This window comes from Paenibacillus sp. 102 (assembly GCF_039549175.1).
Taxonomy (GTDB): Bacteria; Bacillota; Bacilli; order Bacillales; family Bacillaceae_G; genus Bacillus_A.
Genome location: NZ_JBCGHT010000008.1, coordinates 15,906 through 29,124, shown reverse-complemented (window position 1 = coordinate 29,124; position 13,219 = coordinate 15,906). Strand labels below are relative to the sequence as shown.

Annotated in this window: 13 protein-coding genes and 1 riboswitch; of the genes, 8 read left to right on the top strand and 5 right to left on the bottom strand. The window is 33.3% G+C overall.

Annotated elements, in window-relative coordinates:
* Positions 1 to 10: 10 nt before the first annotated feature.
* The 4 genes from AAIE21_RS17625 (at position 11) to AAIE21_RS17610 (ending at position 3,955) form a co-directional block, all read left to right on the top strand.
* Positions 11 to 1,435 carry a sodium:solute symporter family protein gene (locus tag AAIE21_RS17625; protein WP_343267957.1) on the top strand — a complete coding sequence of 475 codons (1,425 nt, stop codon included), beginning with the start codon at positions 11 to 13 and terminating at the stop codon, positions 1,433 to 1,435.
* 65 nt (positions 1,436 to 1,500) lie between these two features.
* Positions 1,501 to 2,826 (top strand): aspartate aminotransferase family protein, encoded by a 1,326-nt coding sequence (locus AAIE21_RS17620; protein WP_343267956.1) that lies wholly within the window; start codon positions 1,501 to 1,503, stop codon positions 2,824 to 2,826.
* Positions 2,827 to 3,009: 183 nt separating this feature from the next.
* A riboswitch (guanidine-I (ykkC/yxkD leader) is annotated at positions 3,010 to 3,109 on the top strand.
* 190 nt (positions 3,110 to 3,299) lie between these two features.
* Positions 3,300 to 3,641 carry a DMT family transporter gene (locus AAIE21_RS17615; protein ID WP_343267955.1) on the top strand — a complete coding sequence of 114 codons (342 nt, stop codon included), beginning with the start codon at positions 3,300 to 3,302 and terminating at the stop codon, positions 3,639 to 3,641.
* Complete coding sequence (locus tag AAIE21_RS17610) at positions 3,641 to 3,955, top strand: DMT family transporter (protein ID WP_343267954.1); 315 nt, start codon at positions 3,641 to 3,643, stop codon at positions 3,953 to 3,955. Before AAIE21_RS17615 ends, AAIE21_RS17610 begins: the two co-directional genes overlap by 1 nt.
* Positions 3,956 to 4,003: 48 nt before the next feature.
* Here AAIE21_RS17610 and AAIE21_RS17605 read toward each other — a convergent pair whose 3' ends face one another.
* Positions 4,004 to 4,993 (bottom strand): Gfo/Idh/MocA family protein, encoded by a 990-nt coding sequence (locus AAIE21_RS17605; protein ID WP_343267953.1) that lies wholly within the window; start codon positions 4,991 to 4,993, stop codon positions 4,004 to 4,006.
* Between the two features lie 151 nt (positions 4,994 to 5,144).
* On the opposite strand from AAIE21_RS17605, the gene AAIE21_RS17600 reads away from it, so the two are divergent.
* A complete protein-coding gene (locus AAIE21_RS17600; RefSeq protein ID WP_343267952.1) occupies positions 5,145 to 5,681 on the top strand; it encodes a GNAT family N-acetyltransferase in 537 nt (178 codons plus the stop codon).
* Between the two features lie 431 nt (positions 5,682 to 6,112).
* Here AAIE21_RS17600 and AAIE21_RS17595 read toward each other — a convergent pair whose 3' ends face one another.
* Positions 6,113 to 6,298: a hypothetical protein gene (locus tag AAIE21_RS17595; protein WP_343267951.1), complete on the bottom strand. Its 186-nt coding sequence runs from the start codon at positions 6,296 to 6,298 to the stop codon at positions 6,113 to 6,115.
* A 614-nt stretch (positions 6,299 to 6,912) separates the two neighbouring features.
* Between AAIE21_RS17595 and AAIE21_RS17590 the strand changes: the two genes are divergently transcribed.
* Positions 6,913 to 7,272: a winged helix-turn-helix transcriptional regulator gene (locus AAIE21_RS17590; protein ID WP_343267950.1), complete on the top strand. Its 360-nt coding sequence runs from the start codon at positions 6,913 to 6,915 to the stop codon at positions 7,270 to 7,272.
* 81 nt (positions 7,273 to 7,353) lie between these two features.
* On the opposite strand, the gene AAIE21_RS17585 is transcribed toward AAIE21_RS17590, so the two are convergent.
* Positions 7,354 to 7,914: an NAD(P)H-dependent oxidoreductase gene (locus AAIE21_RS17585; protein WP_343267949.1), complete on the bottom strand. Its 561-nt coding sequence runs from the start codon at positions 7,912 to 7,914 to the stop codon at positions 7,354 to 7,356.
* 415 nt (positions 7,915 to 8,329) lie between these two features.
* Positions 8,330 to 9,139, bottom strand: coding sequence for a Cof-type HAD-IIB family hydrolase (locus AAIE21_RS17580; protein ID WP_343267948.1), 810 nt, complete (start codon positions 9,137 to 9,139; stop codon positions 8,330 to 8,332).
* Positions 9,140 to 9,644: 505 nt separating this feature from the next.
* Between AAIE21_RS17580 and AAIE21_RS17575 the strand changes: the two genes are divergently transcribed.
* The gene (locus AAIE21_RS17575) at positions 9,645 to 10,121 is read left to right on the top strand and encodes a DinB family protein (RefSeq protein ID WP_343267947.1); all 477 of its coding nucleotides are present in this window, start codon (positions 9,645 to 9,647) and stop codon (positions 10,119 to 10,121) included.
* A gap of 130 nt (positions 10,122 to 10,251) precedes the next feature.
* Here AAIE21_RS17575 and AAIE21_RS17570 read toward each other — a convergent pair whose 3' ends face one another.
* Positions 10,252 to 10,698, bottom strand: a complete 447-nt coding sequence (locus tag AAIE21_RS17570; RefSeq protein WP_343267946.1) for a GNAT family N-acetyltransferase — start codon at positions 10,696 to 10,698, stop codon at positions 10,252 to 10,254.
* 636 nt (positions 10,699 to 11,334) lie between these two features.
* Between AAIE21_RS17570 and AAIE21_RS17565 the strand changes: the two genes are divergently transcribed.
* Entirely contained in the window at positions 11,335 to 13,170 is a 1,836-nt protein-coding gene (locus AAIE21_RS17565) for an IucA/IucC family protein (protein ID WP_343267945.1), read from the top strand.
* Positions 13,171 to 13,219: the final 49 nt, after the last annotated feature.

Sequence of the window (13,219 nt, the reverse complement as noted above, 5' to 3'; positions counted from 1 at the left end):
GGAGGATGTTATGAATACAGTAGATATATTACTAATGGTTGGTTATTTTATAATTATTATTAGTATTGGTTTTATAGGCGCAAGGAAAGCAAAAACATCCGAAGATTTTATGGTTGCTGGTCGTAGTTTAGGTTTAATGATGTATCTTGCTTGTTTAGCAGCAGTAATTCTTGGCGGAGCATCTACAATTGGAACTGCAAGGTTAGGATATGAGTTTGGTATTTCAGGGATATGGCTCGTTGTTATGATTGGCATCGGAATTATTCTATTAGGAATATTTTTAGTGAAAAAAGTATCGAGATTTAAAATTATTACAATTAGTGAACTGTTAGGCTTACGCTTTAATTCTCAAACAAGAGTAATTACTTCATTAATTACTTTTATATATGTAACGATGATTACTGTCACGCAAGTAATTGGAATGGGAACTATACTAAATGTCTTGCTTGGATGGGACATCAAACTTTGTATGTTATTAGGTGGTAGTGTTGTTGTTCTCTATACACTACTTGGCGGAATGTGGTCTGTAACAATGACTGATATATTTCAATTTATTGTAATGACAATTGGAGTATTTGCGATTATGTTGCCTCTTAGTTTACAAAAGGCCGGGGGATGGGTTGTTCTTCAAGAGAAATTACCACATAGTTATTTTGAAATAGCCAACATTGGTGGAGATAAAATTTTCTCGTACTTTCTCTTATATTGTTTAGGAGTACTAATCGGCCAAGATATATGGCAGCGGATTTTTACGGCAAAGACTGTAGGGATTGCGAAAAAAGGTACAATTGGCGCAGGGGTATACTGTCTTTTATACGCTGTTGCAATCAGTATAATTGGCATGTGTGCTGCTGTAGTTTTTCCGAATTTAAGTGATCCACAAAGTGCGTTTATAACGATGGCAATTACAATTTTACCAGCAGGCTTATTAGGGATTGTCATTGCAAGTGTTGTGTCAGCTCTTATGTCAACTGCATCTGCAACACTATTAGCGTCTTCAACATTAATTGTAAACGACATAATAAAAAGTACTACATCTAAGAATATGAGTGAAAAGGCTGTAATTAGAATTTCAAGAATTCTAACTTTAATTATCGGAATATTTGTAATAGTTAGCGCCATCTGGATTCAGGATGTTATTGTAGCTTTAGATGTTGCATATGCAATATTATCTGGGTCGGTATTCTTTCCAATAATTTTAGGGTTGTTTTGGAAACGCGTAACAGACAAAGCGGCATTTTACTCTATTATTTTAAGTGCAATCGTCACGATAGCTGGTTTAATTGTACAAGGTCTTTCGGCTACAGATCCAATTTTATATGGGATGGCATGTAGTGTTTTATCAATTGTCATCATTTCGTATTTAACGTCACCAGAATTTGAAAAGTATGAAGAGTGGAAAGAACAGCATACAAATGCAGATGTAGATGCATAAACAAATGAATCAATGATTTTTATACGCAATGGGAAGCTGATGCACAATCATAAGGAGGAATTCAAATGACTAAAAACTGGAATCATTTAATTGAAAGAATGCCACAATTACTAGCCCCAAGTATGGCAAAAGACCATCCAAATTTACCGGTTGTGAAAGAAGAGGGATGTTACTATTTTGGCCTAGATGGGAGAAAATATCTTGATTTCACATCAGGTATTGCAACGACCAATGTTGGACATCGTCACCCGAAGATCGTACAAGCAATTAAGGATAGTGCAGATTGTCTGACTCACGGTCCATCTGGAGTTATTATGTACGAGTCAATTTTACGTCTTGCGAAAGAACTTGGAGAAGTATTGCCACCTAAGCTAGATTGTTTCTTCTTTGCAAATAGTGGTACAGAAGCGATTGAAGGAGCGATTAAGTTAGCAAAATATGTGACGAAAAGACCATATGTTGTTTCTTTTTTAGGGTGTTTCCATGGGAGATCAATGGGATCATTAAGTGTAACAACTTCCAAAAGTAAATACCGTAAGTTTATGCAACCTACTGGGCTAACGTATCAAATTCCATATGCAAATATAAAAGATTGTCCAGAAGGGATTGATCCAGAGCAACATTGTGTTGAAAAACTAGAAAGAGACTTTGAAACTTTGTTTAACCATCAAGTTACACCAGAAGAAGTTGCATGTGTAATTGTAGAGCCTGTACTAGGAGAAGGAGGATATGTTGTTCCACCAGCAGAATGGTTAAAGAAAGTTCGTGAAATTTGTAATCAGCATGGAATTCTATTAATTTTTGATGAAGTACAAACAGGGTTTGGACGTACAGGTGAATGGTTTGCGGCACAAACATTTGGAGTAACACCAGATATTATGGCAATCGCGAAAGGAATTGCATCAGGGTTACCTCTTAGTGCAACGGTTGCTTCAAAAGAGTTAATGCAGAAGTGGCCTTTAGGAACGCATGGTACGACTTTCGGAGGAAATCCAATCGCATGTGCAGCGGCACTGGCAACGATTGAAGTAATGAAAGAAGAAAGACTGGTTGAAAATGCTAAAGAAATGGGTGCTTACGCAGTTCAGAAATTGTATGATTTAAAACAAAAACATTCTGTTATTGGAAGTATCCGGGCTGTTGGATTAATGATTGGCATTGAAATTATTAACCCTGAAACAGGTACACCTAATGGTGAGGGGTTATTTAAAATATTAGACATCGCATTAAAAAAAGGTGTACTATTTTACTTCTGTGGGAATTCAAGTGAAGTAATTCGCATGATTCCGCCGCTTTCTATAAATAGAGATCAGATTGATGATGGGTTAGCAATTTTAGATGAGGCACTTACAGAATATGAGGCAGAGTTGAAGGTTTTGGTGAAGAACTAAAAAATAATTGTATAGAAATTTTTGAGTTACATGAGTAGAGAACATTAATTAATCCCTCTTTTCAGTTTTTTATAATCTGAAAAGAGGGGAATGATTTTTAAACAATTAAAGAAAAGATAAAAATATATTGTATTTTCACTTCTAGTTTGCTATGATTCTTCATAGATTAATACAAGAATTCGAATCATTGTTTTCTAGGGTTCCGCAGTTATTAACTGGCCAGGTCCGAGGGAAAACGCACAGTAAGCGCTGTGTTACACGGAGGGATAAAAGCCCGGGAGGATATCTTTTACAAGGTATCTTTCCGGGCTTTTTTATTTTTTACTTACTGGAAGAGAGGGGAAAGAAAATGTGATAGATCTCGGTAATCTGATGGATATCAAAGGAGAGATGTTACACGAACACTGTAAAAGAGTTTAGTTTATGTGTGATTATAGAATTTAAAATAAACACATAGAGAGGGAGTATTTTAAATGAATTTAAATTGGATAAAGGTATTTATAGCGGCATTTTTTGAAGTGTTTTGGGTAATCGGACTGAAGCATGCAGATAATCTATGGGCTTGGGCTGGAACGTTAGTAGCAATTGTTATTAGCTTTTATTTAATGATTATGGCTGGACGTATTTTGCCGGTGGGGACAGTGTATGCGGTATTTGTTGGGCTTGGAACAGCAGGGACTATTTTTGCAGAAATTGTGTTTTTCGGCGTTCCATTTAAGATGACGAAAATGCTTCTTATCCTTGTCTTATTAGCTGGTGTAGTTGGATTAAAGCTCGTAACAAAAGAAAAGAATATGGAAGGGGCGGAGTCATAATGGCTTGGATTTACCTCATTTTAGCAGGTGTTTTTGAAATGATTGGTGTTGTGATGATTAATAAATTGCATAAAGAGAAAAATTGGCAGTCGCTTGTTATGTTGCTTTTAGGATTTGGCGCAAGCTTTGTGTTTCTGGCGATTGCAATGAAGAGTTTGCCGATGGGAACAGCGTATGCAATCTGGACTGGTATTGGAGCGTCAGGAGGGGCTATTTTAGGTATGATTTTATACGGAGAGTCCAAAAGTGTTCTTCGTATTATGTTTATCAGCATGGTGTTAGGTGCTGCAATTGGATTAAAGTTAATCTCATAATTAGGAGGAAAAGGGTGGTGAAAAAACCACCCTTTTTAAATATAGGTATTATTTTCTTAAATCAGCTGGAAATACAAGGCCAATCTGTTTTCTAGCTTCTTCCATAATCTTCATTGTAATCATAGAAGAAGTATGGGAATTTACAGTGGACTCTAATTGATTTTGCTGAATCAATCTAATAAATTCTTGTGTTTCATAAGACATTGTTTTATTTGATTGTGGCTTTGTAATATCTTCAACACGACCGTCTCTATAACGAATTTCAACTTTTGTAGGTGAGCTAATTTTATCAATGATTATGCTACCGTTTTCACCTTGAATTTCAGAAGGCACGTATGAATTTGTTATTTTTGAGTACATAATGACAGCATCCATCTCAGCATATTTTAATAAAAGGCTACCTTCTCCATCTACACCAGAATCTAGAAGGTAGGCATTTGCTTGTACATGAGATGGTGCTCCAAATAGCGCAACCATTGGATAAATGCAATACACTCCAATATCCATTAATGCGCCGTTTGAAAAAGCAGGATTAAAAGCATTTAGAATGGTTCCTTCCTTATAAGCATCATAACGAGAAGAATATTGGCAGAAACTCGCAAAATAACGTCGAACTTTTCCAATCTTATGTATGTTATCTTGAATAGCTTGGAAGTTAGGAAGAAGTGTAGATTTTACCGCCTCCATTAAAACGACATTATGTTTTTTTGCAGCTTGAATCATTTTTTCTAGTTCTGTTGTATGAGAGGCGATTGGTTTTTCGCATAATACATGTTTGCCATGTTTCATAAAGAGAATAGCCTGCTCTGCATGCAATGAGTTTGGACTTGCGATATAAACTGCATCAATTACATCGCTTTTTGCCATGCATTCTAAGTCTGTAAAAGTAGTATCTACATTATATTTGCTAGCAAATTCCGTTGCTCGGTCTTTTGTTCTTGAATATACCGCTGTAAGAGAAAAATTTGGTAACGTATGTGAATCTTCAATAAATCTAGTGGTAATTGTATTGGTTCCAATAATTCCAAATCGTATCATCTTAGTTTCTCCTTCTTTCAAATGATTTTGATATGAATTGCCGTAGAAGATTAATTATATAGGGAAGAAAGAGAAATACTAAATGATTTGCTTAACTGATATAGATGGTATGTTTTCCTTTGCTATAATGAAGAACAAGAGGGGGAGAAAAGTGGACATAAAAATCAGAAAGGCAATAGAAAAAGATATAAAAGGAATTACGAAAGTGCATGTTGATAGCTGGAAAACAACCTATAAAGGAATACTATCTGATGAAATTATAGAGGTTACAACGTATGAGAGTCGGGAAAAACAATGGAAAAGTATTTTTACACAAGCGGTAGGAAATCAATACAGGTATGTAGCAGAAACGTTAGATGGAGAAATTATAGGATTTATCGACGGTGGGCTCGAAAGAACAGGAAAATATGACTATGATGGAGAACTATACGCGATTTATCTTTTGGAAGAATATCATGGGTATAAAGTGGGACAACGATTATTCCAATCACTTGTGTCAGAATTTATGCAAAATGATATTTGTTCTGTATTAGTCTGGGTTATATCGAATAATCCTTCAATAGGCTTTTACGAAAAGCTTTCTCCAGAGCAAGTCAATACAAAATTTTTAGAAAGGTTGAATGTTCAAGAGACAGCTTACGGTTGGAGAGATATGGATAACCTTTATAAATTATTAATGCGCGATTGAAAGAGTTTAAATAATATAATTATGTAAACAATGAATAGATTTTAAAAGGAGATATACAACTTATTATGTATATCTCCTTTTTTATTACGCTATTTACTGGGAGTATGCCCCATGCCTATCAAGTTAAGATTTTGAAGTACCCCAAAAACAAATTTTTTACCTCTCTACAGTTATTTATGATAATCTAGTTCCGTTTTTCATTTTGAAGAAAATTAATTTTTTAACTTGATGACGATGTGACACTACCCCAATAAGCAATTATACGAACCGAACCGCTAGTTCATCCGTTCAAGATTCTCTCTTATTCCATATTTCATTAACGCTAAGTTCCTGGGGGCTAGCTAGCCCCCAAACCCCCAGCCAGCACTCTTGCCCAAAAGCAAGGAAAAGACTACGTCTATATACGAATGTAGTTTTTTAAAGACTTTTGATTATTTCTTTTTAGGGTTATTGATTTTTTCCGAGTATAGAAGTTTTTCAACATAATGTTTTGAAATAGGTAAAGGTTGTGTGTCTGTACTATTTTTAAATTTTCTATAATTTGGTTTTTTAATTGGTGTTGTTGTAGTTTCTGCAAATTCATATGGGTAATTCACTTTAGATTTATCTTCAAGCATATAGATTACTCCTTTTTTAAAGTGTTTGTTCAAGAAATTGTACATACAATACAGTATGTTTATATATTCTTTTGGGAACTGGTTATGTATTAAACAATTCATATGCTCGATGATTTAATTGGATTAGTTGCTTTTATTAGTGATAAAAGTAGTGAAAAGTGGATATGAATAAACATTCATGTGAGGTTAACATACGTCTCATTATCGGTAGCAAGGATTTCATAGAATCCTTGTTTTTACTAGGTTTTTTGTTTCTACACTTGTCTAATTGATATGCATGATTTTATAAATTGTTGTGATAGCGGGGATTCTAGGGATCCTCGCTATTCTTTTTTTGTATAAAATCTTGTATAAATTAAAAAGATTTTGATGTTATTATTGAGAAGTTGTTTAAAAAACGACATTCATGTTATTTAACAATCGGGCCATTTAATTGAATAAAGAAGAAGTTTTTTAAAAGTTGATTTAAGGGGTGTTTAGTTGAAATTTATTCGAATTAAAGATATAGCAAAATTTTTTAGCGATTTTACTTTACATCCTTTGCAATAAGATTGCATAATAATCTATTGTAAAGGATGCCTATTTCATTACTTACCTAAGGGAGAGTGTAACTTATGCGCAAAAGCTGTGTTCCGACTGGAGTTGAACTAAAAGACACTGGCTTTGGATATACGTTGTCCTTAATAGCCGGTAAATATAAAATGATCATTATATATTGGCTGTCTGAAAATAAGATTATGCGGCATAATGAGCTGAAGCGAAGTATCGGTACCATTTCATTTAAAACGCTAAGCATCATGTTAAAAGAGCTGGAGGCAGAGGGCCTTATCATACGCAAGGAATTTCCCCAAATACCTCCAAAAGTTGAATATTCATTATCTGACCGTGGTCTTTCTCTCGTTCCTTTGTTAAATATGATGTGTGAGTGGGGAGAGAAGAATCGTTTTCCATCTCTGAAGGATGTACACAAGTAGGTATAGCTATTTTGTTTAAATCAAAAGAAGTATCTCCCCAACAAAAAACTTCTTTTTTTGTAGCTTTAATAAAGCTTCCTATTACAGGTTGTCAACAAAATTCAAATATTCCTGAGCGCTTTTTTCCAATTCGCTTGTACCCGGCTCACTTTCTTCTTCTTCGTTTCCACCCGGCTCATTTTCTTTGCCGTAAAACGAAAAGAACGAACGATAATCTGCATTGCAATACAGGAATGTCGTTTCAAATGGAATTAATATTTGTTCAAGTGTATACTGATATCTTCCGCTTTCACTATAATCTTCTTTTTTGATTCCTGCAGATACACCTAAAGCAACTCTACGATTCTTTAATTTATCACCTCCATTTGAACCATAAGCCCATCCATAAGTTAAAACATTGTCAAACCATTTTTTAAGGAGAGGTGGACAATTAAACCAATATATAGGGAACTGCAAAACAAGATTACCATGTGATTCAACCAATTTTTGTTCTTTTTCCACGTTTATGTTTCCATCAGGGTAAACCTTAGACAATTCGTGAACAGTATACTTTTCTGGATATTTTTTCAGTTCTTCTACCCATCGCTTATTAATGACGGATGTTTCTATGCTGGGATGTGTTACGATAACAAGAGTTTTCAAAGATTTTTCCTCCTTAAGTATTTTTTATATCTTTATAATAAAGAGCACACTACAAATATGTAAGTATGCACTTTTAGTACAGGTACTTACATAAAGGTGAGTGTTAAATCAGTCATAAAAATATTTTTTCTATAAGGGGGAACCAGCGAACCTATTACACGTAAAGTAGAATAGCTGCATTCTCGGGGTCACCGTATGTTGTACGAAAAAATCGTTTATTTATTTATTCAAGAAAAGGGTGCTATGGTTGAATAAACCTTAGATTTTCAAACTACTTTATTGTTATATTTTTAAGTACAGTGAAGTATCTTATATCGAAAATTAAACAACAATATTTTAACCCCGTCCTAAATTTATAACGGGGTTATGCTTGTTTTAGATTTTAAAATTAAATAACTTTATTGTCTTTTTACAATTAGTTTTTACTTGGATTGGCAGCAAAGATTATTTGTTCTAATGCCTGTGCCACACCTTCTTCATCATTGCTTCCAGTAACAAAAAATGCAATCTCTTTTAGCTCAGGAATAGCATTACCCATTGCTACTGGTAATCCCGATTCCCTAAATAAGTTAAAATCATTCCAGTCGTCCCCAAAAGGCATAACATAATCCATAGGTATTTTCTTAGCTGTACAGATATCAATAACAGCACGCTCTTTCGACACATCTTTATCCATAATTTGAATCAAGCTTCCCGAGTCGGTGCGTATGATGTTAACTTTATTTGCAAAGAGTTCCTGTAAACTTTTATAGTCATAGCATTGAGAAATTAGTATTTTTGAAGCTTGTATCTTCCGTAGTTCATCAATGGTTACTACTGTAGGGTTTGTTGTAACTTTCATGATCTGTTTATAGTCTAAAGTTTGGCTGCTGTACCAAACGTCTTCAGACTCTATAGAAATATAAGCATCTGGCTGATTTGTATGTATATAGTTTAGAATTTCTTCCGTCAACATCTGTTCAATTGGGTAATGTTTTCTGCCTAACTGATTATCTACGGATAAAGCACCGTTATAATAAATAACAGATGCTATTTCCTGAAGCTCTCTACATAAAAAGTCATTAACAGATCTTGGTGGTCTTGCTGTTGCAAAAATAATAGCAAGACCTTTTTCATGAGCTGTCAAAATGGCTTTTTTACTTCTTTCAGACACTTCTTTTTGTGAATTTAATAAAGTTCCATCGAGATCTAAGACAATAGCTTTGACATCATTTGTGAGTTTCATGTATATTTCCCCTTTTTTAATATATCAACACTCTTTTAATGTTCTATATTGAGCTATGAAATCCTATATTCCGTATACATGTGAAGTTGCCATATAGTCTAATACTTTATTTTAATAAAAACTTTCTTCACGAAATGAAACTTAGTCATTAGTCTAAATCTTTATTTTACAAATGTAGAAAAATAAGAATAGGGGAATCTAATTAGACCAACAATGTTCGGTCTAAAACATTTTTATAATAGAACAATTTGTTTATTTGATACAGATCTGAAATAGCTATAAAAAGCGCTTCCTATCTCTATGATTCTACAGAAAGAATAGCGCATTTTTTCATTTTAGGGGGTATTTTATTTTGATAGCTTGATAGCGATGGGGTACCGTCACATATCCATCAAGTTAAGAAATTGATTGCTCTCCCTATTTAATTTTATATAAACAGAGGATTTTGATTAACTTTCTGTTGAATAAGAAAGAATTGTATAAAAAGTGAAGGGAGAGTGTTTTATTGAGAACGAAAGATGAGATTTTAGTCCAATATGCTTCTATTAACAATATATTGCAGTCATTATTAAATCTTAACGATCAAATTTGGTTTATTCCTATTCAATTAGATAAATGGTCGACGTCCGAAATTGTAGCGCATATTTTGTTTTGGGATCGCTTCATCCTTGAACGACTTTCATTATTACAATCACAAAAATGCTTAACAAAGGCAAACATCAATGTAGATGAATTTAATAGAAAATCCGCAAATTATGCTAAATCAGGAGTTACAAAAGATGAACTCATCCAGCAATTTAAAGAAGCTCGTTTTAACCTTATTCACTTTCTAGAAGCATTTTCGGAAGATGATTTTAGCAAAATATATATGATTCAAGATAAAAATCAGTCTTTACAAGACTACATGAATGCAATGGTAGATCATGACAATTTCCATTTTAATCAAATCACTACATTTTTGATTGAAAAGGGACATTATTGATATAATACCTAATTGGCCTCACCATATATGCCTATTTTTAAGGATAAATAGTGTTTTAAGAGTTTTTTAGTTTATTTGAACGAGAGTTCATTGTGTTTCCGTTCTTAAGTTGATAGGCATGTATAGTATTCTATAAGGTGAACTTCGCCAATTGTTCACCCCAAGATGATAATTGAGTTTCAACAAATCCAGCTTTCCTATAAGCAATTTTTGCTGAAAGATTTTTAGGATTATATCCAATCATGATTAGAGGAATATTTTTATTATTAATACTTCTTATTTTTTCAATAATGAGAAATATAGCCTGTATACCTAAACCTTGTCCTTGGTATTCTTTATCAATCATTAGTCTATAAATCCAATAATTATTATCATCAGAGTCTATTCCAAACATTGCAAATCCTATTAGCTTGTTATCAAGATATATACCATTTGCATAGAAATTATCTAAAAATTGAACCTCTGCAATAGAATAAAGATTGGAGGCGATAAATATACGTTGTTCTTCTTTTACTGATAATTTTATAGCCTCCTCCCAGTTACTTTTGTCAATGAGTTTTAAAGATAGTTTGTTCAATATGGATACTCCTTTCGAATATAGAAGGGAACCACGTAGTTTTTGGGCTATTAAAACGTTATCCCCTCATATTTACACACTAAAAATACTATTTCCTTTTGCATAGACAACACCTCCTTAGCATTAGGGTTTAAACTTCTAAATAATATATTTGAGATTTTTAAATACTTTCTAATTCTATCAAAATTTAATTGATTCTGGTGCAAATATAGTCTGTTAAAGTCTTGCTAACAAAACGCGAATTTCGTACGCTAAGCGATTGTTCTATATAGGGGTACGAATCGTTTCTGTACCCAATCGTTATCAAGTTAATGTAAGTTTGTATCCATACTACAGAAAAAGCGCTATTCTTTTTGTATCCATACTACAGAAAGAATAGCGCTTTTTGCATAACTTAAGATTTTCCTTGTACCGTATCTATAGTCTATCGAGAGATGAGATTATAATTAAGTTGAAAATTATAGAAAAAATATGACCTAAAAGATGAAATTTTAATTATGATAAAAAAATTCTGAAAGATATACTTGAATTGATAATGATAATCAATTAAAATCATATTTGATAATGATAATCAATTATTTCTGGTAGTTATTATTAAAAATTTCCGATAGCTTTATTTTAAAGAGGAGGACAAGTATGCAGCATGCGAAACAAATCGCGGAACATGCAACAATGCAAAGTTTTTTAAATTGTTATTTACGTGAAACAGGAAGCGGGGAATGGATTACAGAAGATGAGAATATGAGTGCCATCTTTAGTGATACAAAGGACACAGGTGCTGTTTCAACATATTTATGCTGTCGGTTATCGGCGCAAAACATTACTTTGTATGCAGAAGTTATATATAAATCACAAACAGATCGTCATCTGTTTGGAAAACATTTCTATTATCAAATTGGAACAGATTTTCATGTTGTGAAAGCTGATTATGTAACGGTTATTACATTACTAATAAAAGAGATGTCCATGAACTATGGAGAGGGGACAAACCCGGACGAACTTCTACTTCGAGTTATTCAAAGTTGTCAAAATATGAAGGAGTTTATTGGGGAGAGAGAGCAAGATGTTGCAAAGTTATATGGATTCCATACGACTTTTATAGAAGCAGAGCAATCTTTACTTTTTGGTCATTTAACCCACCCTACACCAAAGAGTAGACAAGGAATATTAAATTGGAAAAGTTCAATGTATTCGCCTGAATTACAAGGTGAGTGTCAACTTCATTATTTTCGAGCGCATAAAGATTTAGTAAAGGAAAAATCCGTTCTTATGGAACAGGCAACAGAAATTATAAAAGGGGAGTTAAGGAAAGACCCGTCTGTCAATACGGAATTTATTGAACGTTATTGTGAAGAAGATGACTATTCTTTAATTCCAATTCATCCACTTCAAGCAGAATGGTTATTGCATCAGCCACATGTTAAAAATTGGATAGATAATGGTGTTCTTGCGTATTTCGGACCAGTTGGAAAACCATATATGGCAACATCCTCACTTAGAACAATGTATCATCCAGAATCAAACTATATGTTTAAATTTTCTTTTCCTGTGAAAGTTACAAATTCAATGCGTGTTAATAAATTGAAAGAGCTTGAAAGTGGAATAGAAGGAAAAGAAATATTAAATACAAAAATTGGAGAAGTACGAGATAAATTCCCAGGATTTGATTTTATATGTGATCCAGCTTATATTACGCTAGGACTTGAAGGACAAGAATCAGGATTTGAAGTAATTATTCGTGAAAATGCTTTCTATGATGAGAATGCAAACAATGCAACTCTCATTGCAGGGCTTACCCAAGATGCGCTTCCAGGTGAAAAAACGAGATTAGCAAATATTATTCATCATCTTGCAGAAGAAGAAGGAAGAAGTTGTGAAGAGGTAAGTTTAGATTGGTTCCGACAGTATCTGAATATTTCCTTAAAACCAATGGTATGGATGTATTTAAAATATGGAGTTGCATTAGAGGCACATCAACAAAACAGTGTTATTCATCTGAAAGATGGTTATCCAGTAAAGTTTTATTTTCGTGATAATCAAGGATTTTATTTTTGTAACTCAATGAAACATATTTTGGATACTGAGTTGCCTGGTATTGGTGAAGAGAGTGGTAATTTATATGATGATAGTATTGCAGATGAACGTTTCCGTTATTACTTAATATTTAACCATATGTTTGGGTTAATAAATGGATTTGGTACATCGAGGTTAATAGATGAGGAAATTCTCCTTTCCGAATTACGTAGTGTACTAGAATCGTTCCTTCCATATAATCGGGAACCATCTACATTTTTAGAAGAATTATTGAAAGATAAAGAATTACCGTGTAAAGCAAATTTATTAACAAGATTTTTTGATGTTGATGAATTAACAAGTCCTCTTGAGCAAGCTATTTATGTTCGAGTTGACAATCCCCTCTTTCAAGAAGTGGCAGAAGAGTCTAATAAAAAAGAAAGTGTTGTTCGTTCATAAATATATTTAAAATTTCACGTAATACAAAAAATGGTATTTTTAATACTTT

What these genes read in the sequence shown, in the direction of transcription:
- AAIE21_RS17625 (WP_343267957.1), top strand. Translation starts at nt 11, where the DNA reads ATGAATACAGTAGATATATTACTAATGGTTGGTTATTTTATAATTATT.
- AAIE21_RS17620 (WP_343267956.1), top strand. Translation starts at nt 1,501, where the DNA reads ATGACTAAAAACTGGAATCATTTAATTGAAAGAATGCCACAATTACTA.
- AAIE21_RS17615 (WP_343267955.1), top strand. Translation starts at nt 3,300, where the DNA reads ATGAATTTAAATTGGATAAAGGTATTTATAGCGGCATTTTTTGAAGTG.
- AAIE21_RS17610 (WP_343267954.1), top strand. Translation starts at nt 3,641, where the DNA reads ATGGCTTGGATTTACCTCATTTTAGCAGGTGTTTTTGAAATGATTGGT.
- AAIE21_RS17605 (WP_343267953.1), bottom strand. Translation starts at nt 4,993, where the DNA reads ATGATACGATTTGGAATTATTGGAACCAATACAATTACCACTAGATTT.
- AAIE21_RS17595 (WP_343267951.1), bottom strand. Translation starts at nt 6,298, where the DNA reads ATGCTTGAAGATAAATCTAAAGTGAATTACCCATATGAATTTGCAGAA.
- AAIE21_RS17590 (WP_343267950.1), top strand. Translation starts at nt 6,913, where the DNA reads ATGCGCAAAAGCTGTGTTCCGACTGGAGTTGAACTAAAAGACACTGGC.
- AAIE21_RS17580 (WP_343267948.1), bottom strand. Translation starts at nt 9,139, where the DNA reads ATGAAACTCACAAATGATGTCAAAGCTATTGTCTTAGATCTCGATGGA.
- AAIE21_RS17565 (WP_343267945.1), top strand. Translation starts at nt 11,335, where the DNA reads ATGCAGCATGCGAAACAAATCGCGGAACATGCAACAATGCAAAGTTTT.